General features: G+C 41.8%; 27 protein-coding genes and 1 tRNA gene. 18 read left to right on the top strand and 10 right to left on the bottom strand.

Annotated features, from left to right (window positions below; genetic code table 11):
* Positions 1-200 precede the first annotated feature (200 nt).
* Both ASU00_RS26625 and ASU00_RS05415 read right to left on the bottom strand, forming a co-directional pair.
* Entirely contained in the window at positions 201-857 is a 657-nt protein-coding gene (locus ASU00_RS26625) for a lytic transglycosylase domain-containing protein (protein WP_330219521.1), read from the bottom strand.
* A 23-nt stretch (positions 858-880) separates the two neighbouring features.
* Positions 881-1459, bottom strand: coding sequence for a CYTH domain-containing protein (locus ASU00_RS05415; RefSeq protein ID WP_057912419.1), 579 nt, complete (start codon positions 1457-1459; stop codon positions 881-883).
* A 314-nt stretch (positions 1460-1773) separates the two neighbouring features.
* Here ASU00_RS05415 and ASU00_RS05410 point away from each other — a divergent pair, with 314 nt between their 5' ends.
* From ASU00_RS05410 to ASU00_RS05400, 3 genes are read left to right on the top strand one after another with little or no spacing between them, the layout of a single operon-like run.
* Positions 1774-2394: a GTP pyrophosphokinase gene (locus tag ASU00_RS05410; protein ID WP_057912418.1), complete on the top strand. Its 621-nt coding sequence runs from the start codon at positions 1774-1776 to the stop codon at positions 2392-2394.
* A gap of 48 nt (positions 2395-2442) precedes the next feature.
* Positions 2443-3237, top strand: a complete 795-nt coding sequence (locus ASU00_RS05405) for an NAD kinase (protein WP_057912417.1) — start codon at positions 2443-2445, stop codon at positions 3235-3237.
* Positions 3238-3254: 17 nt separating this feature from the next.
* Complete coding sequence (locus ASU00_RS05400; protein WP_057912416.1) at positions 3255-4154, top strand: RluA family pseudouridine synthase; 900 nt, start codon at positions 3255-3257, stop codon at positions 4152-4154.
* 89 nt (positions 4155-4243) lie between these two features.
* On the opposite strand, the gene prpE is transcribed toward ASU00_RS05400, so the two are convergent.
* Complete coding sequence (prpE, locus tag ASU00_RS05395; protein ID WP_057912415.1) at positions 4244-4987, bottom strand: bis(5'-nucleosyl)-tetraphosphatase PrpE; 744 nt, start codon at positions 4985-4987, stop codon at positions 4244-4246.
* Positions 4988-5100: 113 nt separating this feature from the next.
* Here prpE and mgtE point away from each other — a divergent pair, with 113 nt between their 5' ends.
* The 11 genes from mgtE to spoVIF all read left to right on the top strand — a co-directional run bounded on the left by mgtE (position 5101) and on the right by spoVIF (position 12995).
* Entirely contained in the window at positions 5101-6480 is a 1380-nt protein-coding gene (gene mgtE, locus ASU00_RS05390) for a magnesium transporter (protein ID WP_057912414.1), read from the top strand.
* A 119-nt stretch (positions 6481-6599) separates the two neighbouring features.
* On the top strand, positions 6600-7373 hold the full coding sequence (fabI, locus tag ASU00_RS05385) for an enoyl-ACP reductase FabI (protein ID WP_057912413.1): 774 nt from the start codon (positions 6600-6602) through the stop codon (positions 7371-7373).
* A 1040-nt stretch (positions 7374-8413) separates the two neighbouring features.
* A complete protein-coding gene (locus ASU00_RS05380) occupies positions 8414-8725 on the top strand; it encodes a hypothetical protein (RefSeq protein WP_152983686.1) in 312 nt (103 codons plus the stop codon).
* A 12-nt stretch (positions 8726-8737) separates the two neighbouring features.
* A complete protein-coding gene (locus ASU00_RS05375; RefSeq protein WP_057912411.1) occupies positions 8738-9322 on the top strand; it encodes a hypothetical protein in 585 nt (194 codons plus the stop codon).
* A 15-nt stretch (positions 9323-9337) separates the two neighbouring features.
* Positions 9338-9703: a DUF1360 domain-containing protein gene (locus ASU00_RS05370; protein WP_057912410.1), complete on the top strand. Its 366-nt coding sequence runs from the start codon at positions 9338-9340 to the stop codon at positions 9701-9703.
* Positions 9704-9992: 289 nt separating this feature from the next.
* Positions 9993-10490: a YhcN/YlaJ family sporulation lipoprotein gene (locus ASU00_RS05365; protein WP_057912409.1), complete on the top strand. Its 498-nt coding sequence runs from the start codon at positions 9993-9995 to the stop codon at positions 10488-10490.
* Between the two features lie 19 nt (positions 10491-10509).
* Entirely contained in the window at positions 10510-10980 is a 471-nt protein-coding gene (gene spoVAC / locus ASU00_RS05360) for a stage V sporulation protein AC (RefSeq protein ID WP_057912408.1), read from the top strand.
* Positions 10981-10983: 3 nt separating this feature from the next.
* Positions 10984-12009: a stage V sporulation protein AD gene (gene spoVAD, locus ASU00_RS05355; RefSeq protein WP_057912407.1), complete on the top strand. Its 1026-nt coding sequence runs from the start codon at positions 10984-10986 to the stop codon at positions 12007-12009.
* Between the two features lie 16 nt (positions 12010-12025).
* Positions 12026-12382 carry a stage V sporulation protein AE gene (gene spoVAE / locus ASU00_RS05350; protein WP_057912406.1) on the top strand — a complete coding sequence of 119 codons (357 nt, stop codon included), beginning with the start codon at positions 12026-12028 and terminating at the stop codon, positions 12380-12382.
* Positions 12383-12485: 103 nt separating this feature from the next.
* Positions 12486-12626 carry a YjcZ family sporulation protein gene (locus ASU00_RS24350; protein ID WP_082630158.1) on the top strand — a complete coding sequence of 47 codons (141 nt, stop codon included), beginning with the start codon at positions 12486-12488 and terminating at the stop codon, positions 12624-12626.
* Between the two features lie 114 nt (positions 12627-12740).
* Positions 12741-12995, top strand: coding sequence for a sporulation-specific transcription regulator SpoVIF (gene spoVIF / locus ASU00_RS05345; protein WP_057912405.1), 255 nt, complete (start codon positions 12741-12743; stop codon positions 12993-12995).
* A 77-nt stretch (positions 12996-13072) separates the two neighbouring features.
* Here the strand turns inward: spoVIF and ASU00_RS05340 are convergent, their stop codons facing one another.
* Entirely contained in the window at positions 13073-15346 is a 2274-nt protein-coding gene (locus ASU00_RS05340; protein ID WP_057912404.1) for an ATP-dependent helicase, read from the bottom strand.
* Positions 15347-15493: 147 nt separating this feature from the next.
* On the opposite strand from ASU00_RS05340, the gene ASU00_RS05335 reads away from it, so the two are divergent.
* Positions 15494-15787, top strand: coding sequence for a hypothetical protein (locus tag ASU00_RS05335; protein WP_057912403.1), 294 nt, complete (start codon positions 15494-15496; stop codon positions 15785-15787).
* Positions 15788-15841: 54 nt separating this feature from the next.
* Here the strand turns inward: ASU00_RS05335 and ASU00_RS05330 are convergent, their stop codons facing one another.
* The 5 genes from ASU00_RS05330 to ASU00_RS05310 all read right to left on the bottom strand — a co-directional run bounded on the left by ASU00_RS05330 (position 15842) and on the right by ASU00_RS05310 (position 18740).
* The gene (locus ASU00_RS05330; RefSeq protein WP_057912402.1) at positions 15842-16333 is read right to left on the bottom strand and encodes a spore coat protein; all 492 of its coding nucleotides are present in this window, start codon (positions 16331-16333) and stop codon (positions 15842-15844) included.
* 231 nt (positions 16334-16564) lie between these two features.
* The gene (locus ASU00_RS05325) at positions 16565-16837 is read right to left on the bottom strand and encodes a hypothetical protein (RefSeq protein ID WP_057912401.1); all 273 of its coding nucleotides are present in this window, start codon (positions 16835-16837) and stop codon (positions 16565-16567) included.
* Positions 16838-16996: 159 nt separating this feature from the next.
* Positions 16997-17422: a GNAT family N-acetyltransferase gene (locus ASU00_RS05320; protein WP_057912400.1), complete on the bottom strand. Its 426-nt coding sequence runs from the start codon at positions 17420-17422 to the stop codon at positions 16997-16999.
* A 4-nt stretch (positions 17423-17426) separates the two neighbouring features.
* Positions 17427-17942: a YjcG family protein gene (locus ASU00_RS05315; RefSeq protein WP_057912399.1), complete on the bottom strand. Its 516-nt coding sequence runs from the start codon at positions 17940-17942 to the stop codon at positions 17427-17429.
* A 75-nt stretch (positions 17943-18017) separates the two neighbouring features.
* Positions 18018-18740, bottom strand: coding sequence for an alpha/beta hydrolase (locus tag ASU00_RS05310; protein WP_057912398.1), 723 nt, complete (start codon positions 18738-18740; stop codon positions 18018-18020).
* A 191-nt stretch (positions 18741-18931) separates the two neighbouring features.
* Here ASU00_RS05310 and ASU00_RS05305 point away from each other — a divergent pair, with 191 nt between their 5' ends.
* Complete coding sequence (locus ASU00_RS05305) at positions 18932-19489, top strand: phosphatidylglycerophosphatase A family protein (RefSeq protein ID WP_057912397.1); 558 nt, start codon at positions 18932-18934, stop codon at positions 19487-19489.
* Between the two features lie 21 nt (positions 19490-19510).
* On the opposite strand, the gene ASU00_RS05300 is transcribed toward ASU00_RS05305, so the two are convergent.
* Positions 19511-19732, bottom strand: coding sequence for a hypothetical protein (locus ASU00_RS05300; protein WP_057912396.1), 222 nt, complete (start codon positions 19730-19732; stop codon positions 19511-19513).
* 207 nt (positions 19733-19939) lie between these two features.
* Here ASU00_RS05300 and ASU00_RS05295 point away from each other — a divergent pair.
* Together ASU00_RS05295 and ASU00_RS24345 are read left to right on the top strand one after the other, a co-directional pair.
* Positions 19940-20011, top strand: a tRNA-Val gene (locus ASU00_RS05295).
* 448 nt (positions 20012-20459) lie between these two features.
* The gene (locus tag ASU00_RS24345) at positions 20460-22442 is read left to right on the top strand and encodes an Ig-like domain-containing protein (RefSeq protein WP_082630157.1); all 1983 of its coding nucleotides are present in this window, start codon (positions 20460-20462) and stop codon (positions 22440-22442) included.
* Positions 22443-22554 lie beyond the last annotated feature (112 nt).

The following is a 22554-nucleotide window of genomic DNA, read 5'->3' as shown; positions in this document are numbered from 1 at the left end:
TACTCCTTTAATAAAAAAATGGTTGATATTTAATCATATTTTAACAATGACGTCCTGATATAACAAATATATAGCTTATAGAAAATATTACATCTGTAGTATGACACAGGAGGTGCAAGGTAAAATCCTGATCGGGGATGCACTGCAGGAGTAATGGAAAATAAAAAACTGACCCCAAAAAATAGAAGGGTCAGTTAACATCAGGATAAAAATGTACCGTATACACTTTGAACATAATTCCGCGTTTCTTTAAACGGGGGAATGCCGTTATATTTATCTACATTTCCCGTTCCTGCATTGTAAGCTGCAAGGGCTAGTTGGATGTCTCCGTCATAACGGGCCATCATCTGACTTAAATACTTACTTCCGCCCATGATGTTTTGTTCCGGATCTGTGCTATCATCCACTCCAAGGCTTCTGGCGGTGGCCGGCATTAATTGCATAAGACCTGATGCTCCCGCATAACTGACCGCTTTAGGGTCAAAGTTCGACTCCTGTTTAATGACCGACTTTATCAGTTTTTCCGGGAGCTTATACAAAGTGGCCGCCTGGCTGATGATTTCGTCGTAATTTGTGCCGGTTCCGCTCGTTTCTCCTTTAGTTGGGGCAGGGGTGACAGGCGTCATCACCGTGTTCCTTGATTGAAGGATGGACGTCGCTTCCGTTTCCACAGTGGATAATAAGGAACCCAACCTTTGTGACGTGCCGTCTAGTGTATCACCGGATATCAGTTCAGACAGCATGTCCTGAAAAAGCGATTGCGATGAAGGCGTATTTGAACTATTTCTATTAGTAAATTGCTGGATGGCCTGCAATTCCATAAATGTTTTGAAATCCTGGATTTTCAAACTCTCCACCTCCGAATATGGTTCAAGCAGGATTAATCCTTGAATTTGGCACGATAAAACCGCTTAACTTTATTTTCGGTTTTTCTTTCAGGAATTTGAAGGGATCCAAGCAGAGATAAGAAAATAGTTTTTCCTGCCTTCGCGTCCGTCACTTCATATTCAAGCTCATAGTCCTCTTGCTCCAAATAAGAACTATGATCCAAAACAAGCAACCCTTCCTTGTAAGGGAATTCAAATCTGTCCGTCTGCAGCGTCCCGAAGCAGGAAAAGGCTTCAGGATCGATTCCATCTGCGGTGAGGAGTCTTAAAATCGCCCCTTCCGGGAAAGTGCCATGATTCAAAAACGCAGCAGCAGCTTCGGCGGTTATATCCTGATTCGTTTCCAATAGCCCCTCTGTAGCGGGCTGTTTTAAAGTCAATTCATAACGACTGTTTTTTTCCCGAACCCGAAGCGCAGAGCTTCTTTTTTTCAATTCGAATTCAGGTGTATCGAAATAATGGTTTTGCTGTGATGTAAAGCCCGCAACATCGATCTCGAAATGATCGATCAGCAGCTTGAATTCTTTTTCATCCAAGAGGTTTTTAAACTCGATTTCAATATGCTGGTTCATGTATTTCTTCCTTTCTTATCTTTATCTTACTTTAATCATATAAGAATCACTTCAGCTGTCAATTTGAAGGCAATAATTTTTTTGCTATTGTACTTGAATATTTAGGAATCAATTGCAGGTTATGATAAAATATAAACGACGAGCACGTGAAGTGGATTAGTATATTATAGAAATCATACATATCGATAGCGGTAAAAGTCTGTAAGGGATAAACAGTGGACCAGCGTGTCATAGGACCGCTGGATAAAGAGAGAGCGTTCTGCCCATACCAGAGTTGAACAGGCGCTTTTTAGATAGATATAGGTGGTGTGGCAATGGAGAGTTGGGACGACTTCTTGGCGCCTTATAAGCAGGCCGTAGAAGAATTGAAGGTTAAGCTAAAGGGATTAAGGAAACAGTTTGAGAGAGAAAATATTCACTCCCCCATCGAGTTTGTTACGGGCAGGGTAAAGCCGATTGTCAGCATTTTGGATAAGGCGAGTCAGAAGGACATTCCGATTGATAAATTGGGAACCGAGATTCAGGACATTGCAGGTCTTCGGATGATGTGCCAGTTTGTGGATGATATCGAACAAGTGGTTGAACTTTTACGAGGCCGCAATGATTTCGAAATCGTTGAGGAAAGGAATTATATTTCCCATAAAAAAGCAAGCGGTTACCGTTCTTATCATGTTGTCATCCGGTATCCGGTCCAGACGATACATGGCGAAAAAAATATTCTTGCCGAAATTCAAATCAGGACGCTCGCGATGAATTTTTGGGCGACGATTGAACATTCGTTAAGTTATAAATATAAAGGCGTTTTTCCGGAAGATATCCAACTGCGGCTGAAACGTGCGGCGGAAGCGGCTTTTCTGCTTGATGCAGAGATGTCGCAAATCCGGACGGAAATCCAGGAAGCACAGCGTCTTTTTTCAAGGAAGAAAGATTCTTGAACGCATGAATGGGTAAACAAGAAGAAATCTAAAGGTAGGTGGGATTAGATGAAATTTGCGATTACGTCAAAAGGAGATGCAAAATCGAATACCTTGATGCAAAGGATGCGAACGTATCTCCAAGACTTTCAGTTGGAATATGACGAGGACCAGCCGGATATTGTCATTTCGGTCGGCGGTGATGGCACATTATTATATGCTTTCCACCGTTATAAGAATCGTTTGGATAAAACGGCCTTTGTTGGCGTGCACACTGGACATCTTGGTTTTTATGCCGATTGGACACCGGATGAAATCGAAAAATTGGTGATAGCGTTAGCGAAAACTCCTTTTCAAATTGTGGAATATCCATTGCTGGAAACGATCGTGCGCTATCAGCATGGAGGACGTGAGACCAGGTTTTTGGCTTTGAATGAATCAACAGTCAAAAGCGTTGAAGGGACGCTCGTCATGGATGTCGAAATACGCGGCCAGCATTTCGAAACGTTCCGCGGGGATGGTCTATGCATTGCAACCCCATCGGGCAGCACGGCGTATAACAAGGCTCTTGGAGGGGCCATCGTCCACCCATCCATCGATGCGATCCAGATCACTGAATTGGCATCCATCAATAATCGTGTGTTCAGGACGGTCGGTTCGCCGCTATTGCTGCCGGCGCATCATACATGTATGTTCAGGCCTGTGAATGCGGTCAATTTTCAAATTACGATCGATCATTTAACACTTCTTCAAGAGGATGTAAAGTCGATTCAGTGCCGAGTGGCGGATGAAAAGATCCGCTTTGCCAGATTCCGCCCTTTTCCTTTTTGGAAAAGAGTGCATGATTCATTCATTGCTAATTAAGGAGATAAACTCACTTCATGTTAAATCAAAACTTTTCTTTGACTTGGTCGGTTTTTGAAGAGGATTCGGGTTCTTTATTGCGAGAGTTTCTCAGCAAATGCGATATTTCAAAGCGGGCATTAACGGATATTAAGTTTAAAGGTGGATATATCTTGGTAAACGGCGACATCGTCACTGTCAGGGAACGGATTGAAGCTGGAGATGTCGTGACGATAATATTTCCGCCAGAACAGGCAAGCGAGGGGCTTTTGCCGGAACCCATCCCCCTGGAAGTCAAGTATGAAGATGAATTCGTATTGGTGGTGGACAAGCCGCCTTTCATGAATACCATCCCGTCCAGGGAGCATCCAAACGGCAGTCTTGCAAATGGCTTGGCGGGCTATTATAAGAAAACGGGAATACATGCGACGATCCATATCGTTACAAGGCTGGACAGGGATACATCAGGCCTCGTTTTAATTGCCAAGCACCGGCATATCCATCACCTTTTGAGTGAACAGCAAAAAAGTGGACAAGTGAAACGGAGATACCAAGCCATTGCCCAAGGGCGTGTTGAAGGACCATATGGAGAGGTAACGGCGCCAATCGGACGAAAATCCACGAGCATTATTGAACGGGAAGTTCGCAGCGATGGCCGGTATGCCCGTACCTTATTCGAGGTATTGACACACACTGAATCCCATACATTTCTCAAATTGGAACTCCAAACGGGGCGGACGCACCAAATCAGGGTGCATATGGCCCATATCGGGCATCCCCTCGCAGGTGATGATTTATATGGAGGCAGCAGAATGGAAATCGGGCGCCAAGCCCTTCATTGCTTTGAATTGAAATTTTTGCATCCCATCACTAAGAAGATAATGCTGTTTCAGGAAGAACTGCCTGCAGATATGAAGAATTTGCTCGAAGGGAAGTAAGATTCCTTACATAGAGATGTATTGAAAACAAGTAAATGAAAGACATTTAAAGAAGTAAAAAAACTCACCAAGTTGGCGAGTTTTTTTGATTAATCGAAAGAAATCCTGAATTTTCCTGCTAGATAAGGCATGGACGAAGGCACGTCTTGAAGTTCCATTTCGGGATAACGGATAGCTGTCAATTTGCCGCCGAAGACGCAGCCGGTATCAATGTTGTATGTATGATTGACTTGTCTTGCCTTTGGAACTGGTGTATGTCCATACACAATCCAACAATCCCCTTCGTAGGATTGGGCCCAATCCTTTCTGATTGGAGAGCCGTCTGGATGTTTGGAGCCATTAATATCACCGTAAAGAACAAAGGTTTTTACCTTACTGCCATATTGGCCGATATAATCACTGCGGATGCCAGCATGTGCAATGATCAAGCGGCCATCATCCAGGTGTTGATAGAGAGGAGAACATTCGTACAATTCCATGAATTTCTTGCGGATCTTCTTTTGCTCCCGAATGCTCAAGGATTCATATTCAGCTACTGTAGTCTCTAATCCATGTGATATTTGGACTTTATTGCCTGAAAAATAGCGGTATAGCTTATTGCAGTGGTTTCCTGGAGCATATTTTGCCAGTTTTTGATTGATGACTAACTCATGGACAACCTCGATTACCTGGAGGGAGTTTGGGCCGCGGTCGGTCAAATCCCCTACAAAGCCAAGAATCCTTCCGGAAGGATGTATGGGTATCCCGGTCTCCCACGTATAGCCCATTTTTTTCGTCAACTGCTTGAATTCGGGGAAACATCCGTGAATGTCCCCGATGATATCGATGTTCATTAGTCACACCCTTTGTTTGTTTTGTATATGTTTATGGTATTAGTATAGTATTATTAAAAAAAATAAAATATAAACGAAGAAATAAAAAAGTGCGTTTTAGGAGGTGTATGGATATGGAGAAGATGAAGGAACTGGAAAAAGAAAGTAAACAAGCGAATCATGATCTTTTGCATGAAGCTCTTAAAACGGAGAATATGGATCAGTTCCGGACGGAGTTCTTGGAAATGCATCCATATGATCAGGCTCAATTTTATACAAGCTTGTCAGACGAATCAAGATCCGTCGTTTACAGGTACTTGTCACCTGAGGAAATGGCGGACCTTTTTGAAAATATTGAAATAGAGGAAGAAGATTACGAAAGCCTGCTTGCAGAAATGAATCCATCCTATGTAGCCGATATGCTATCGCATATGTATGCGGATGATGCGGCAGATGTGTTGAATGAGATTAATGATGAACAGGCCGTCACCTATTTGACGATCATGGATGATGAAGCAGCCAGTGAAATCCAGGAGCTTCTGAATTATGAGGAATCTACGGCAGGAAGCATCATGACCACGGAGTTCATCGCCATTGAGGCGAATGAAACGGCTCGTTCAGCATTGCAGATTTTAAAAAGGGAAGCCCCCCAAGCGGAAACGATTTATTATGTATTCGTCATAGATGGAGAAAAGAGACTGCTGGGGGTGTTATCGCTCCGTACATTGATTATTGCTGATGAAGAGGCTTTAATAAGTGATCTAATGGATGACCGGGTAGTGTCCGTCCCTGTCTCGGAGGACCAAGAAGAGGTGGCCCGTAAAATTCGGGATTATAATTTCCTTGCCGTACCTGTCGTCGATTTTCAAAACCATCTGTTAGGAATCATTACGGTAGATGATATCATTGATGTAATGGATGAAGAAGCATCCGATGATTATTCTAAATTAGCAGGTATATCAGATCTCGACCATGTGGATAAGAGCCCGTTCTCTGCTGCGAAAAAACGGCTGCCATGGTTGGTGATCCTTTTGTTTTTAGGCTTGTTGACAGCTAGTTTGATTGGCAGGTTTGAAGAGACGCTCAGCCAAAAAGCGATTTTGGCCGTTTTTATTCCATTGATCGGCGGTATGGCGGGTAATACCGGGACACAAGCGCTGGCAGTAGCGGTCAGGGGGATTGCAACAGGGGAATTGGAACAGGAAAGCAAATGGAAGCTGGTGCTCAGAGAGGCTGGAACGGGACTCATCATCGGACTTACATGCGGAATTTCGATCATTTTTATCGTCTATTTTTGGCAGCATGACTTAATGCTAGGTTTACTGGTCGGCATTTCGATTTTCATCACGCTGATCGTAGCTACACTAGCAGGTTCGATCGTCCCGCTTCTGATGCATAAAATGAAGATCGACCCAGCAGTAGCTTCCGGACCATTCATTACGACGATCAACGACCTTATCAGCATTCTGATTTATTTTGGCTTGGCGACATTGTTCATGGGATATTTACTGTAAAATACCCTTAGAAGTTACGAGCATTGTTTTAGAAAACGGTGTTGTTAACGAGGGAAATTTGATATACTGTCATTAGTAGCAGGTACTAATAACTTGTATTAATAATAGGAGGTCACAAGATGACTTTTTCACTAGAAGGAAAAACCTTTGTCATTATGGGCGTAGCGAATAAAAGAAGTATTGCTTGGGGAGTTGCCCGTTCCTTACATAAAGCAGGTGCCAAGCTGATATTCACGTATGGAAAAGAGCGTACGGAAAAAAGCGTGATCGAACTATCTTCCACATTGGAAGGTGAGCCTTCCATCATATTACAATGTGATGTAACGAAGGACGAGGCTATCGAGGAATGCTTTGCAACCATTAAGGAAAAGGTAGGCATCATCCATGGTGTTGCCCATTCCGTCGCTTTTGCGAACAAGGAAGAACTTGACGGAGAGTTCGTCAACACAAGCCGTGAAGGGTTCTTGCTTGCCCACAATATCAGTTCTTTCTCTTTAACAGCTATAGCCAAAGCTGCGAAGGAACTCATGCCCGAAGGCGGCAGCATCGTCACCATGACGTACCTTGGCGGTGAACGCGTCATGCCGAATTATAATGTTATGGGCGTGGCCAAAGCTTCACTTGAAGCCAATGTCCGTTATCTGTCAAGCGATCTTGGCAAAGATAACATCAGGGTAAATGCAATCTCAGCGGGCCCGATACGTACGTTATCGGCCAAAGGAGTCCGTGATTTCAATTCCATCTTGAAGAAGATTGAGGAAGAAGCACCTCTTCGCCGCACAACGACTCCTGAAGAAGTGGGCGATACGGCACTCTTTTTATTAAGCGATATGTCACGCGGTATTACCGGAGAAAATATCCATGTCGATTCTGGTTATCATATAATGGGATAACAACAGCATACTGCCTGAGGGGTTCGGAATAAAACATTCCGAACCCTTTTCGTATTTTCCTCATTCTCCGCCCAACTAGTAGACACTCTTTAAAATCAGTTTGAAACTGACTCCCTCCTCTCTGGATAAAAGCTCTAGTCAATAACCGAACGCAGGATCGTTTAAAGACAAAGGCTGTTTTCGCATACTTTGTTGCTAATCACCAAGTAATGCGATGTGGTTGATTTGCGCTCCAATCAACCCTAAATAGTTGCGTATTAAAAACAACATTCTTTACGAAAAGAGCCAAAGAAAAAGACCAGGTGAAGCCTTCTCAGGTGAAATTAGCCTAGGTAATGAAGAAAAATAAACAATTAGAAAAGGAGAATGATACATTAAAGCAAGCCTCTGCTAGCCATAGATCGAAAGGAAAACGACCCCTACATATAATGGGTATTAACAATGTGTAACTTCATTACAGTTCATTATTATGAAAAAATTTTCTCCTCAAAACAATGCAATGAAGTAACCCTCAAGAGTATTGGAATCAAAGTGCTCAACCAAAGTGGAATGAAACGGTCTAGATAAAACGGTCTAAGGTTCGTAGATAAATCGCCGAATTATGACGGAGACATGCTTGCCGGTTCCCTTTTTTGTCGAAAAATCGATAAATCGCCGAATCCGTAGATAAAAGGACCAGAATCGTAGATAAAATGCAGAATTTGCAGATAAAAGGACCAGAATCGTAGATAAAATGCAGAATTCGCAGATAAAAGGACCAGAATCGTAGATAAAATGCAGAATTCGTAGATAAAAGGACCAGAATCGTAGATAAAATGCAGAATTCGCAGATAAAAGGACGGTCTACATACAATTCCTTTTAATGTCCTATCCGAAGCATAGCTGAGGCCGTTTTTTTTTTGCAGGCCACATCCTCTGCATAAAAAAAGGTGGATTTCATATAAATGATACATAGAGCAGAGATTCTTTATTTAGTTACAACCAGCGTAAACCTGCTTTCAGCCCTATTCGGGCCAATGAAAACGGAGGAGGGGCATCATATGGACGTGAAGAAAGTCGATCTGCCTTGTGCTGTTGGGAACCGAAGTGTATATGACATGAAGTGCCATAAGCAGTTTAATGAAAAAAATAACAGCACGTCATATAGTGCCGAGGAATTGGTGGAGCTATTGTCCCGACTCCCAGCCTTTGCACCCAAGCCTGTATGTAAATTCATCATCAATGGTCATACATTATTTGGGAAATTGGAATTAAAAAAAGAATCCAGTTTGTATATAAGGCATAAATTCGGGAAAAAGGTTGTTCAGTACCGTATGGAGCAGCTCCAGTCTGTTGATATTCTGAAATATTAAGGAGGAAGTAGTATGGCAGAGAGTAATCGCGATAAAGAATCCAAACCACTTTTATATGTCGATTCATCTAAAATAGCCGATCAACGAGGAAATATGCAAAGTGATTTTCGAACGAAAAAAAGTACAGCTCCTGATACCGTAGAGCCTGAGCTTAAGGAAGAAAAGCATCATGAGGAAGACAAAAAGACAGAAAAAATAGAACAAATTAAACGTGAATTCGGGGTATATGATGCCATGAAGGAAATAGAAACGGAAATTACTTCTATCAGGAAAATTACCGAACAATATGTTCCTGAGCAAACCCCAGCCGAACAAATCGAACCTCCTGAACAAGCAGAAAAGGAAACGGTAAAGCCTGTGAAGAAAAAACGAAAAAAAATCGAGAAAAAAGAATCTTCTCGCGACATCATTTCCAGATTATCCAATCACCAAGGTTTTCCGAAGCCATTATGTGAGGCGGTAATTAACGGAGAAACGCTTCGGTTCCACGTATTGGGAATGAAGGGGGAATCAGTGAAGATCAAAAGGGGCACTCGTATTCATTTTGTCGCTCTCCCCGATATCCTCGAAGCCAAAATCATTGAAGAGTCCAAGTGAAGGGAGCAATAGCGAATGTTTCTCCCGCAAAATGAGTTCACTTTATTTGTAATATTAGGATTGGCCTCCTTCAGGCTGACTCGATTGATCGTGTTCGATAAAATCATGGAGCCACTGCGCCGCCCTTTTTTTAAAGAGATAGAGGAAAAGAATGAAAAAGGCGAAGTGGAAATATTTTTATTGCCAAAAGAAAAGGGTTTGCCAGGCTTGTTTGGACAATTGCTTAGTTGTTTTTGGTGCGTAGGTGTCTGGGGCAGTCTTTTTTTGGTTTTCCTGCACCTGCAACATTGGTTCATTGGGGACTTATTCGTGTTAATCCTTGCTGTAGCTGCTCTGGGAGCGATTATTGAGGTGATAATCAGCAAAATTATGGACATTTGATTGGAAACAACTTGTCTCTTTATTCATATAGTAAGTTATAGATTGTAAAGGAGGCGTCGTGAATTGATTAAGAAACAGAGCCCCTGGACTTATGCCAAACCAATTAAGAAAGATCAACCGATCAAAATCAAGAAAGACTGTGGCTGTAATAACAATAAAAACAAAGGCTATTGAATGGTAAAACCTTTCCGATCAGGGAAGGTTTTTTTTATTTCCTAATCCTACCATTCATAAAAAAGCAGTTATTCAAGAAAATACTAATAGAACGATTAATTAGGATGTGATTCTTTTGTTCAGAAAAAGAAAATATGTGCTTGGCAGCTGGATGGTCCTTTTATTTGCTTTATGTTTGCTAACAGCCTGTAGCAGCCAGGGAGACGGGAAAACGGAGAATCTGGCTTTGATTAAACGTACAAATCCAGAACCGATGGATATCATCAATGGGATGGATGAAGAAGATGAAAAAGGCCTGATCTCAAAGGTCAAGGAAACGGTTGCTAATGAGGACACCATTTATGACGTGATCGTCGTGAAAAAAGAAAAAAAGATTATCGTCGCATATAAGGTTAAGCATTTACAACGTTTCCATATGAAGAAGATCGAAGAAAAGGTAACAAAAAACCTCGAAGAAAGATTCCCAAAGTATGATTTTATCGTTTCGAGTGATTATAAAATCTTTTTGGAATCTGTAAGGTTGAATGAATTCCTTAAGCAAAAAGACGTTCCAGAGAAAAAGGCAAGGAAGAAATTCAAGGAAATTGAAGAACTTCAAAAGGAATTGATTTAGAAAGGGAGGTTTTAGAACGATGAGCGGCAAGGAAAAAACGACTCCCCAGCAGGATGCGTATAAACAGCTTCAAGGAAAGCATGAAATTAAAAGACCGATAGTGAAGAATTGTTTGAAGGCATTTTTGGTTGGCGGGATCTTTTGCATAGTGGGACAAGCCATTTCTTATTTTTATATTTACTTTTTCAATTTTACGGAACAAACAGCCGGCGGTCCGACCACTGCGACCATGGTATTCCTGGCATTGTTGATGACCGGATTCGGTTTCTACGACCGCATTGGCCAGTTTGCTGGGGCAGGTAGTGCCGTGCCGGTTACCGGGTTTGGTAACGCTGTCATTTCAGCAGCTATCGAACACCGGACTGAAGGTTTTGTACTAGGGGTAGGATCGAATATGTTCAAATTGGCAGGTTCAGTCATATTATTTGGTGTATTTTCTGCCTTTGTCGTGGCGTTGATTAAAACGATTTATTTAATGATTGGGGGCTAAGCGGTGTTAAAAGGAAAACAAACATGGATGTTTGCCAATAAACCAGTCATCCTGGAAACAGGAGTTACAGGAGGACCCTTTGAAGCAAATGGGGAAATCGCGGGTGATTTCGATATTCTGTACGGAGATTTATGGATGGAGCAGGATTCATATGAGAAGGCTCATCGTCATTTGATGGAGAAAGCGGTGGAGCTTGCATTGGAGAAAGGTGAAATCGATAAAGAGCAGGTGCAGTTTTTCTTGGCCGGTGATTTAATCAATCAGATTAGCCCAACAAGTTTTGCAGCAAGAACGAATGGCATTCCTTACTTCGGTTTGTTTGGGGCTTGCTCCACATCAATGGAGGGGCTAGCGTTGGCGGCTTTCATCACCAATTATGGAGGGGCGAACTACGTGCTGACAGGGGCCTCAAGCCACAATGCAGCTGTTGAAAAGCAATTCCGCTATCCCACTGAATATGGAGGACAAAAACCTCCTACAGCGCAGTGGACGATAACGGGGGCAGGAGTGGCGCTCGTCGCTCCGAATGGAAGCAGGCAAGGTGATTTTCCCCATGTTGTATCAGCCACGATCGGCAAGGTGATTGACATGGGGCTGAAGGATCCGTTCAATATGGGGGGAGCGATGGCCCCGGCAGCCGTCGATACGATTCTTGCCCATTTCAATGATACACAATCCAGCCCTGATGATTATGATTTGATCATTACGGGTGATTTAGGGCAAGTAGGCAGCGAAACCGCCCTGGATTTATTAAAGCAAAAGGGCTGCGAAATCAATCGGGAAAAATTCAAAGATTGCGGTTTGATGATTTTTAAAAAGGACCAGCCTGTTTTAGCGGGCGGCAGCGGCGCGGGATGTTCAGCAGTGGTCTTATATGGTCATATCCTCAATGAAATGATTGCTGGTAAATATAAAAAAATCCTGCTAGTTGCTACTGGAGCATTATTGTCACCATTATCCGTCCAACAAAAAGAAACGATACCGTGCATTGCCCATGCGGTGGCCATCGAGTATGGGATGAATTCATGAAAAAGGAGAGATTGGGATGTTAGCGATGTTTTTTTGGGCTTTTGTCATCGGTGGCTTGATTTGCGTAGTAGGTCAGCTTCTTTTCGATGTTGCTAAGCTGACACCAGCACATACGTTAAGCTTGTTCGTTGTAATTGGCGCGGTTCTCGCCGGGTTTGATTTATATGAACCGCTAATTGATTTTGCCGGCGCAGGAGCAACGATTCCGATCGTTTCATTTGGGAATTCACTTGTGAACGGTGCCATGATGGAATCGGAAAAACATGGTATCATTGGCGTGCTGACAGGAATGTTCGAAATTACAAGCTCGGGTATCTCTGCAGCCATCATCTTTGGATTCATCGGCGCTTTAGTTTTCAGGCCAAAAGGATAAAATGAGCGGAAATAGGCAGCCTGGACTAGGACATGGCCTATACATATTGTCCAGACCTACATATGTTATCAGTAAGCTTTTAGCGAAAGCGAGGTGATTCAATATGTTTGGTTTCGGTGGCTACGGTTGCTGCGGCAACAGCGGTTATGGATATGGCGGAGGCTACGGTGGTGGCGGTTCTACATTCGCGATAATCGTTGTGTTGTTTATCCTATTAATCATTGTAGGGGCTTCTTTCTGCTAAAGTAAATGGAATAGGCAGAAGAAGCCTATTCCATTTCTTTATTTTTATTATGGGCCTAGCACCATTTTTCTGTTTAAGCCATAGAATAGGTACAGAAAAGGGAGGGGCTTAGGTATGGATAACAATTTTTTTAAAAACATAGAAGGTAAAACGGGCGTAAATATGAAAGATGTATTAGAATTGGCAAACTCGCTTCAGGGAGCCAACTTCAAAGATGAATCAACCGTAAGGAACGTCATTAAACGCGTTTCAAAAATAGCGAATAAACCAGTCGATAAGGAAATGGAAGATAAAATCGTCCATTCCATCGTAGCTGAAGGCAATAAACTCGACTTTGGCACGATATCCAATATGATAAATAAAAAGTGATGAACCAAGGGCCTGCTCCAACTGCAGGCCTTTTTCATTTGATTACCTCAGCCTACTGTCGTGCAATCACGGTTAGTTTAAAGCTTTAAGAAACGCGACGGATGGGCGGTTCGTCCCCGTCTCGTTTGCAAGATGGAAAGGTAAAGATCCTTTTTGGCTCTTGTCGCGGCGACATAAAGCAGTCGTCTTTCCTCCTCAAGAGGGGAAAGTTCCCCTTTCCGATAGGATTCCAGGGCAAAATCATGAGGGATGCTGCCGTCGACTGCAGCAAGAACATAAACCGTATCATATTCAAGCCCTTTGGAACGATGTATGGTGGTAAGCTGTATCGCATCCTTAAAATGCTTCGATAGCTGCTTTATTTCTTGGACCATGGCAGTCATATGTTCGACATGTTCAAGAAAAGCGGCGACTGTAGGAAAACGGTTGGCTGCCACCTTAAGGTCGCGGATGTCATCGGAGCCTTTTTCCAGATTCGCTTCATTGCCGCGTTTCTTTACATAATCCTGGTATCCTAAATCCTTTTCGATAATTTCCAAAGCGACCAGCGGCGACATATTCTTTAAAGAGCGGATCTGTCCTGGGATCGTTTTTAATTTTCTTTCTTGAAATGCATGCCCCGTTTTAATGAAAGCAAATGCATCGATGAAATCACAGTCCTGCAATATCGTTTGTGCTTTTAATTCCTGCAATATACTTTGCCTTAAAAATAATGAGGAAAGAACATCGGCGGCTGCCTTGCTATCATGGGGAAACAAGCTTAAGCGCATAAAGGCTAGCATGCCGCGAATGACCCTGCGCTGATAAAATGAATCGGCATCTTTCTCAATCACAAAGGGCAGGTTGGAAGCGGCCAGCCTTTCGAATATGGCCCGGGACATTGTGTGTGTTCTGTATAATACGGCAAAGTCCCCAGGATTTGCTCCTTTGGAAATTTTTTCTTGCATATCAGAGACGATCATCGTTGCTTCCAATTCCTCATCATATGGATAAAATAACACAGGCGGATTTCCTGAATCATGCTGGGCCCGCATTTTCTTTTCCATCCGATTTTGATTACGCTTGATCAAACGGTTCGCAGTAGCGACGATTTCATGGGAAGATCGATAGTTTTCGGTTAGCTTAACAACTTGGGATTGAGGGAAATCATGATTGAAATTAAGGATATATTTCGGATCACTTCCCCTGAATGAATAGATCGATTGATCATCATCCCCAACTGCACATACATTTTTTGATTCAGCAGAGAGGAGTTTTATCAATTCGTATTGAACTTTATTGATATCCTGAAATTCATCCACCAAAAAATAATGAAACCTTTGCTGGTATTTCTTTAAAATATCTGGGTGATTTTTCAAAAAGACATAGCAGCCGACAAGCATATCATCAAAATCATATTTTCCTGTTTGTTTTTTGAACTCTTCATATTTCGTATATAAAAATAAACAGGACTTCTCCCATTCGTCTACCGGTTGAATATCTTCAGGGAAAGCCAATGAGTTTTTCCAGAGCCCAATTTGCTGGAGTGCTTGATCGTATGCAAATTCCTTTTCATCAAGTTCCATGTCCCTTCCAGCCTGCTTCAAAATCTTTTCTTTTTCCCATTCCCATTTCAATAGCAAATCGCGCTGCCATTTGGATGGCTCGTGAAAAATCAGGATTTTATAAAAAATGCTATGAAAGGTCCCGCTCACAACCTGGGAAACGAGGGAAGGAGTCATATTAGGATAACTGAGCAGGCGATGTTGCATTTCCTTAGCTGATTTTGCGGTAAACGTTACGAGCATGATGCTTCTTGGGTCGATTTTTTTCACCGTCAGCATATAGGCAGTACGTACTGTTAATACACGGGTTTTCCCGCTGCCTGCTCCTGATAGGACGAGAATCGGTCCATCGATCGTCCTTACGGCTTTGAGCTGCTCTGCATCGAGAACGACCCCGCAGGAGGACAATTCTTGAAAGTATGGTTCCTCTACTTTTGCCAGGGAGGAGATTTTATTTGTATATTGCGGATTTCCCGTTACCTGCCGGCTTTTAAGGAAAGGTTCCGTAATGGTTTTTGTTTCAGTGATGGTTCGTGACTTAGGAATCTTAAATCCATTCTGTTCCATATATTCTACTGGCTTGTCCTGATTCGCTGTTTCGGAATGAGGCATTTCACAGGGTGCCTGCGATGGGTCACTATGATAAAAATAGGGGGTTTCATGGATGCCAATAAACAATTTCACCGGCTTTTGACAAATGATACAAGAAAGCTGATCCCGTTTCCCTTTTTCAAATAGTGTCTGCAGCTCACCAGCTGAAACGGTATGTATAGGGACGATTTCATTGCCAGATTTTGCTTGATTCATATAAATGATACCTCTAATCTATTAAAAATATCGGCAATACCCATCATACCAGAAGATGAAGAAAAAAGAATGTGGAAATGGTGTTTACCTATGATCTCAGGCGGGTATTTAAATGACAGAATATGTACAAAAATAGGAGGGGTAACCATGGGATACATAGCTCCGGTAACACAATTTGATTATATTCAATATGCCAACAGGACGGTCGAGGCAGCAGGAAAAGTAAGAATTGTTGATGGAACGACACCCATTCAGCCTATCCATTTTGATCAAGTAATGCAGGAGAAAATGGCAAGATCCCAAGAATATGATTCAGGGCATCATCATCATGAAAGAACGGAAGGAACGGCCACATATAAAATGCAAATGGACATGAGGGCCACCAACCGATTAACGGCTTCAATGACGGGAAAAGGCGGACATTTCAACGAAATGATCTAAAATGCGATGAAAAACAAAAGAGGACACGTGAAGTGTCCTTTTTGTGTTGATTTATTAAAGGATGTCTATTTCAACGATTAGAGCTAACAATAGTTGCAGCAATAGTTGGATGTTAAGGGCGATTTGTGCATCCGTTGTCGTAATGTCGATATCCCGGCTGTTCTCAACGATTGTTTTTTGACGCGTGATTTGTTTGACATTAGAGGATTGGATCAATTCTTGAGTGATTCTTTCAGCATTATCTGCGTCCGCGATGGATATGCTTACGATAACCGCAATTGCAGCTTGTAGTGCAGCTTGAAGAGAAAGGGCAGCTTTAACATCTGTTGAAACGATATTTACATTACAGGAATCTTTAATGTAAATAAGTTCTTCAGAAAGCTGAACTTGATTATTGTCCTGTCTAGCCTCTTGGTCAATCCTTGTGTCATCGTTGCCGTTACAGAATCCAGTCAGGGGATGGTTGGAAGCGGAATCTAGAGCTGACCAAGATCTGTCACAGTTTTCTTGTGTGTTACAGTTGCTACGGTATACATTTTGGTTCATGTTGTTTTTTCCTCCTTAGGTTTTATTCCCTATTAAAATATGCGTCGATGGTCAATCTGGTTGGACGAATAAATCATTTATTCGTCTTTTTTTAAATAATTATGAAAGTAACAGTGTGTGTGGATGAATTAGAAAGAAGCTGGAGTTTTAGGAATGAAATGTATCGTTTGCTTTGTCTCGGCTTACTTAATTCTCGCCAGCAAGTAAGGTTTGATTAGATGATATGTTCAATCATTTTTTTTTGGAATTTTTGGAATCAGTGAATTTGTTATGAATGGAATTTGTAACTGGATTGACATCATGTTCCGTGATGTTCTTTTCCTGGTTTATCAGGATTTGCGATTGCTCCTGTAAATAGCGAATGGTTTCTTTTAGGTTGTTTCTCTCTTTATCGGTTAGATCAACATGCTCTTTTTTGAAACCATGTTTTCTCATCGTCCTTGAAACCAACAGCTCCATCAATCTTTTTTGTGACTCCTCCAGGTTAAATTCATTGTTACCCATAAAATTATCCCTCCTTCTTGCTTTCTATATATAGACTATGTATTTATGCGGAGATTGCCATTGAACGGAAAATGTTTTTTATAAAACGATAATCAAGGCACATGAACAAACAAAAAAAACGGTATCCAATCAAAAGACTGAACACCGTTTTTAGTATCATTATAAAGTTTTAAGCATCGTTTTATGAGGAATGCCCGCATCCATGAATTCATCGGACACGATTTCATATTCTAATTTTGAATAAAACGGAATGGCATGCACCTGCGCATCAAGCTTCAATTGAGGGATTCCCTGTTGGCTGGCATATTCCTCAATTGCGTTCATGATCATGGCACCGGCCCCATTCTTTCGACCGGAAGCCAGGACGCAAATGCGCTGGACTTTACCGATATTGTCGATGACCCTGAAACGACCTGCTCCAATTGGATGTTCCTGCTCATTATATAAGACGAAATGCGTGGAAACGTCTTCATATTGATCGATTTCTTCTTCAAGTGGTACATTCTGTTCTTGAACGAATACTTGCCTTCGTATCATATATGCTTTTTCACGCTCTTCGCTGTTTTCGGCAATTTTTACAAACACGGAATTACTCAGCTCCTAACCTAAATGTTTCGTAAACGGTCCAAGCACCGTCCTCTAGCTGATACAATAAGTGGATTCGTTTCACTTCTTCTTCATGGCTGATATCAAGCATGCTTAATTGGCCTAAAACATCTGAATGCTCATTATCGGATAAATCTTGAGCGATTGTAATGTGCGGAACAAAAGCATATTGCGTTTCACTTTTTATGAAGCTCTCACTGTCAAGCGCATCATGCAGCTCTTGAAGTCCTTCGGATAGCTCCACTTTGAAATAAATCGTATTACTTACCGGTTGGAAGGATTTAACTTTCGTTACATTCATCGTAAAAGGTCTGCACTTTTGGGCAATGCCTTTTAATTGTTCTGCAATCGTCGAAATTTCCATGTCCGTCGCTTCAAACGTTGGCTTAAGTGTTAGGTGCGGTGGAATGAAAGCATATTTCGTATCATATCTCTTTCGATAGGAGTTAGCTAAATCTTGAAGTTTTTTCGATGGGAAAATGGCAACACCGTATTTCATAATTAAAACCTCCTGATATTTTTAATGATTGTATGAAAGTTGGATATGTTTTTTAGAAACCTTTTTCAATGTAGATTAAAACATTTCCAATAGTGCTCTTTTTAAATCCGTCTGCCAATATTTCCAAGTATGATTACCTTCAAATTCTTCATAGAAGCATGGAAATCCTTTTTGGTTCAATAATTCATGTAATTTACGGTTGGGCTCAATGAAGTTTGCCCGTTTTCCATCCGTGGTGGGTACATCGGTTTCACCCGTCCCGATTACATGGTACAGCTCGAGGAGATGCGGATCCTCAAAACCACGAACAGCATCCATCACAGCTTCATTGACCAGGGGTGACTGCATGATGCACTTCCCGAATGTATGAGGATACTGCAGAGCAGCCAATAATGAAACCGTACCGCCAAGAGAGTCACCTATCAGGGCGCGGCCATGTCCCATTTGATAGGTCGGAAATTCATCATCCAAAAACGGGACAAGTTCATGGGCTAGAAAACGTATGTAAGCAAGGTTTTTTTCCCCGTCGGGATGGTATTTGCTTCTGCGGTCAAATCGATCTTTATACGGAATGCCGACAACAATTATATTCTCGATTTCATCGTTACCCAGCAGTTCGTCGGCTACGCGGCCGATTCGGCCCATTTGAAAATAATCACGCCCATCCTGAGCGATTACAAGCGAATATTTATACAATGGTGAATAGTTAGCTGGCAAGTAAACAAGCAGTTCCAATTCCTCGGCAAGCGCTTCACTTTTGAACATGTATTCTTTAATTGTGCCTTTGCGTACACTCATTTCCCGCACCTCAATGATCATTAATAATGAAATACTACTTACTTAGTTATTTTAGCATAGCCTTGCGAGTTTTTCCCGTCCCAAGAATTTGGAATAGAAGATTTTCATCATATTTTCTAAAAATTTGGAAAATATGATGCTATAATATAAGGATACATATTCATCATACTATAAAAAAGGTGGCGAATTAAATGGCAGATGTACACGTACACAGCAGGGAAGTAACAATGGCGGCTAAGCGGCTCTTATTGGAGCGCGGCGTCAGTGTGGAGGATATTGCAAAAATCGTATACGAATTGCAAATTCCCTACAAAGCTGACCTGAAATTTGAAGAATGCATCCGCAGCGTCGAGCGTGTCCTATTGAAACGCGAAATCCAGCATGCCATTTTAGTCGGTGTGGAGCTTGATAAACTGGCAGAGCAAAAGAAGCTCTCCGAACCGCTTCAATCTATTGTCGAATCAGATGAAGGCTTGTTCGGGGTCGATGAAACCATCGCCTTCGGTGCAGTCCTTGGATATGGAAGCATTGCTGTCACGACCTTTGGCCATTTGGATAAAAATAAAATAGGCGTCATCCACGAGCTTGATAAGAAGCGAGAAGGTGTCGTCCATACCTTCCTCGACGATATCGTCGCAAGCATTGCCGCAAGTGCCGCCTCAAGATTGGCTCATCGCCTGAGGGATGAAGAAGAATCGCTTACAGAACGGGAAAAGGACATTCAGGAAGAAGAAGAATTAATCGGATGAAAGCCTATGGGTCATAAAGGCTCAGCCGGATCGATCATATTTTGCCTTGATGAGGCGGGCAGAAAGGATATTATTCAACTTAAACGTGCGCTTAGTCTGCCTTAGAAAACAGAAAGCGTGTATATGGCCGGGATATATCTCAAGCACCTGGATTTTCCGCTGCGTAATCTTACCTTGCTCGGAGAGGTAAATGATTTCCAGAGGAGCTTTTTCTTCCATATGTTTACGAAGTATATATTTCATTTCCTAACACCCCTTTGCTAACTTACTTGGTTTTTATCATTATATGCGAACGTATGTTTTTTATGCAAGTTAAAAAAGAACATTCGTTCGCACTTTGCCGATGATAAAAAAAATTAAAACTTTTTTACTATAATGCGTTGACTTTTTATCAAAAAAACTTATAATAAATTATGTACTTAAGTAATTCACACGCAAGATCATACATACGACTTGTTAGCTCAGTGGGAGAGCACTTCCTTGACAGGGAAGGGGTCGTGGGTTCGAATCCCTCACAGGTCATCAACTAACAAAGGCTCAAATCCTTGATATAACAGGGATTTGGGCCTTTTTTTGTTCTTTTCGTAAAGATTGTTGTTTTAATAGGAAATGAATTAAGGTTGATTGGAGCAGCGGGCAGGTGAGACCTGCAGTTCACTTCGTGGAGGCTCACCGTTTGCCCTCTTGAAAGCTGAGCATTGGAGGACTCATCCCGTAAGACAAAATGCTAAAGCCTGTTTCCGCCTTCGTTGTTGCTATTCACCAAGTAATGCGGTGTGGTAGGTTTTAGAGTGGGCTAGTGTTGAAGCAAGCAATTAAGATGTTTCATTTTTGAGTTAATACTTGCATAAGTAATAACTCTCATTTATGTTCTGTTTTAACTTGAAACCGAGATATGCAACCCTGGTTGTTTCTAAATATGGTAAAATATAGATAGATTAATAACTAAGTAGAATTGGAGAATATAATAATGAAATCACTCTTTCTAAGAGCAGGATTGGCAACGTGTTTATTACTCGTTTTTTTCGGTTTGGATTATGAGGAAGCCTCCGCCGCGTCAGAATGGTCCTCCAAATGCTCTTCGTTGTTTGGTGTAGGTAAGCAAAATGAAAATCCTTCTTTTCAGCATATGAACTGCTTGCTAACGAACGCGGCTTTGGATGCAGATATTCCTCCTGAAGTTGTAAAAGCAGTGGCAAGGAAAGAAAGTGACTGGAGACAATTCAAAGAGAAGGACAAACCTAATATTTCATCTGATGGCGGAATCGGTATCATGCAGGTTACAGATATACCAAAGGAGTACGACGATGAAGAAAAAATTACATACAAAGAAAAACTAACATACGATATTACCTTCAATATTGAAGAGGGCATAAAAATCCTTAGTGAAAAGGTCGATTACGGACTTCCAAAAATACAAGGTGCAGCAAGACAGGAAATTGAAAATTGGTATTTCCCTATAATGGCGTACAATGGAACAAAATCTATTAACGCCCCGGTATACCAAAGTAATGGATTGAAAAATACGAAAGCGTATCAAGAAATAGTTCTTACATATATTGAAAATGACAGTTACTTAGGAGGTACGAAATTAGCTGAATTTCCTTTTAAGACAGATGACTTTTCATACGACGCTAACAACAATATTATTTTTTCAGAGGATACTTATACACTAGCGGACCCTTTGCATGCTTCTGTCTACCTTTTGAAAAAAGGTGACGATGTAGTTGTAACAGGAGGGAATGGGAATTTAAGGGAACAACCGGCCACTTCCAAAGTCGTGAATAATTTAGCACCCAAAAATACTGTATTGAAAATCACAGGAGAATTTACATATGACAAAGGATTAGGAAGTGTAAATCAATTTGTCTGGTTCCCTGTTAAAACGAAGGATGGGAAGTCAACTGGTTATATTTCCTCTGCTTATATTAAAAAGCTAGCGTCTTGGACACCACCTGTAGATAACGCAGCTCCTACAGTACCAATTGTGTCTGAAATTACGGATAAATCGACAAGTGTCACAGGAAAAAGTGAACCAGGTTCAACTCTTACAATTAAAGTTGGGGCGAAAGTAATGGGGACAGCGAAAGCAAGTTCCGCAGGCGCATATGTGGCTTCCATTCCAAAACAGAAAGCCGGAACAAAAGTAACCGTAACAGCAACAGACGATGCTGGCAACACAAGTGCTGCAAAAGAAATAACGGTTAAAGATGCAACAGCTCCGTCCACTCCAACTGTGAATGCCGTCTATGATCATGCGACAGCTATTACGGGTAAAGCGGAAACCAATGCAAAGGTATATGCGATGGTGGGAAGCAAGAAAATCGGGGAAGTAACAGCAAAAAACAGTGCTTACTCCATGAAGATTGCTAAACAAAAAGCCGGCATATCCATACTTGTTCATGCGGTTGATGCAGCGGGAAATAAGAGTGCAACCAAATCAGTAAAAGTAACCGATAAAACAGCGCCAACGGCTCCAAGTGTCAATACCGTTTATGATCATGCGACGGCTATTACGGGTAAAGCCGAGACCCATGCAAAAGTTTTTGCATTGGTGGGAAATAAGAAAATCGGAGAAGCCACATCAAAAAGCGGTTCGTATACGATGAAGATTTCGAAGCAAAAAGCAGGAACTTCCATTGCCGTTTATGCCATAGATGCCTCAGGAAATAAGAGCGCCGGCAAAACAGTTAAGGTGGTTGATAAAACAGCTCCACCTGTCCCGACAGTTAATAAAATAACGAGCAAGACCGTAACGGTTAGTGGTAAGACTGAAAAAGGCGCATCCATTTATATGTACAATGGAAGTAAGAAGATAGGGCAAGGTGTAGTAGATAGCCGAGGTAATTATAAAGTGAAGATCAAGGCACAAAAGAAGGGTTCCACAGTAGCGGTATACGCTCAAGACAAATCCGGTAATAAGAGTAAAAGCAAGACATTGAAGGTAAGCTAATCATAACGAAAGAAAACGGTAATGCTTGGCCAAGCATTACCGTTTCAGACTGTAGACAAACTCGGTGAAAATCGATTTTGTCTATATTTTTTTTATGAGTATGCACCATTTG

The sequence above is a fragment of the Peribacillus muralis genome, from assembly GCF_001439925.1.
Classification (GTDB): domain Bacteria; phylum Bacillota; class Bacilli; order Bacillales; family DSM-1321; genus Peribacillus; species Peribacillus muralis.
Note: the sequence above shows the minus strand (reverse complement) of the source record. Positions and strands in the feature narration are given on the sequence as shown.

What these genes read in the sequence shown, in the direction of transcription:
- ASU00_RS05415 (WP_057912419.1), bottom strand. Translation starts at nt 1,459, where the DNA reads ATGAACCAGCATATTGAAATCGAGTTTAAAAACCTCTTGGATGAAAAA.
- ASU00_RS05410 (WP_057912418.1), top strand. Translation starts at nt 1,774, where the DNA reads ATGGAGAGTTGGGACGACTTCTTGGCGCCTTATAAGCAGGCCGTAGAA.
- ASU00_RS05405 (WP_057912417.1), top strand. Translation starts at nt 2,443, where the DNA reads ATGAAATTTGCGATTACGTCAAAAGGAGATGCAAAATCGAATACCTTG.
- ASU00_RS05400 (WP_057912416.1), top strand. Translation starts at nt 3,255, where the DNA reads ATGTTAAATCAAAACTTTTCTTTGACTTGGTCGGTTTTTGAAGAGGAT.
- prpE (WP_057912415.1), bottom strand. Translation starts at nt 4,987, where the DNA reads ATGAACATCGATATCATCGGGGACATTCACGGATGTTTCCCCGAATTC.
- mgtE (WP_057912414.1), top strand. Translation starts at nt 5,101, where the DNA reads ATGGAGAAGATGAAGGAACTGGAAAAAGAAAGTAAACAAGCGAATCAT.
- fabI (WP_057912413.1), top strand. Translation starts at nt 6,600, where the DNA reads ATGACTTTTTCACTAGAAGGAAAAACCTTTGTCATTATGGGCGTAGCG.
- ASU00_RS05380 (WP_152983686.1), top strand. Translation starts at nt 8,414, where the DNA reads ATGGACGTGAAGAAAGTCGATCTGCCTTGTGCTGTTGGGAACCGAAGT.
- ASU00_RS05375 (WP_057912411.1), top strand. Translation starts at nt 8,738, where the DNA reads ATGGCAGAGAGTAATCGCGATAAAGAATCCAAACCACTTTTATATGTC.
- ASU00_RS05370 (WP_057912410.1), top strand. Translation starts at nt 9,338, where the DNA reads ATGTTTCTCCCGCAAAATGAGTTCACTTTATTTGTAATATTAGGATTG.
- spoVAC (WP_057912408.1), top strand. Translation starts at nt 10,510, where the DNA reads ATGAGCGGCAAGGAAAAAACGACTCCCCAGCAGGATGCGTATAAACAG.
- spoVAE (WP_057912406.1), top strand. Translation starts at nt 12,026, where the DNA reads ATGTTAGCGATGTTTTTTTGGGCTTTTGTCATCGGTGGCTTGATTTGC.
- ASU00_RS24350 (WP_082630158.1), top strand. Translation starts at nt 12,486, where the DNA reads ATGTTTGGTTTCGGTGGCTACGGTTGCTGCGGCAACAGCGGTTATGGA.
- spoVIF (WP_057912405.1), top strand. Translation starts at nt 12,741, where the DNA reads ATGGATAACAATTTTTTTAAAAACATAGAAGGTAAAACGGGCGTAAAT.
- ASU00_RS05340 (WP_057912404.1), bottom strand. Translation starts at nt 15,346, where the DNA reads ATGAATCAAGCAAAATCTGGCAATGAAATCGTCCCTATACATACCGTT.
- ASU00_RS05335 (WP_057912403.1), top strand. Translation starts at nt 15,494, where the DNA reads ATGGGATACATAGCTCCGGTAACACAATTTGATTATATTCAATATGCC.
- ASU00_RS05330 (WP_057912402.1), bottom strand. Translation starts at nt 16,333, where the DNA reads ATGAACCAAAATGTATACCGTAGCAACTGTAACACACAAGAAAACTGT.
- ASU00_RS05325 (WP_057912401.1), bottom strand. Translation starts at nt 16,837, where the DNA reads ATGGGTAACAATGAATTTAACCTGGAGGAGTCACAAAAAAGATTGATG.
- ASU00_RS05315 (WP_057912399.1), bottom strand. Translation starts at nt 17,942, where the DNA reads ATGAAATACGGTGTTGCCATTTTCCCATCGAAAAAACTTCAAGATTTA.
- ASU00_RS05310 (WP_057912398.1), bottom strand. Translation starts at nt 18,740, where the DNA reads ATGAGTGTACGCAAAGGCACAATTAAAGAATACATGTTCAAAAGTGAA.
- ASU00_RS05305 (WP_057912397.1), top strand. Translation starts at nt 18,932, where the DNA reads ATGGCAGATGTACACGTACACAGCAGGGAAGTAACAATGGCGGCTAAG.
- ASU00_RS05300 (WP_057912396.1), bottom strand. Translation starts at nt 19,732, where the DNA reads ATGAAATATATACTTCGTAAACATATGGAAGAAAAAGCTCCTCTGGAA.
- ASU00_RS24345 (WP_082630157.1), top strand. Translation starts at nt 20,460, where the DNA reads ATGAAATCACTCTTTCTAAGAGCAGGATTGGCAACGTGTTTATTACTC.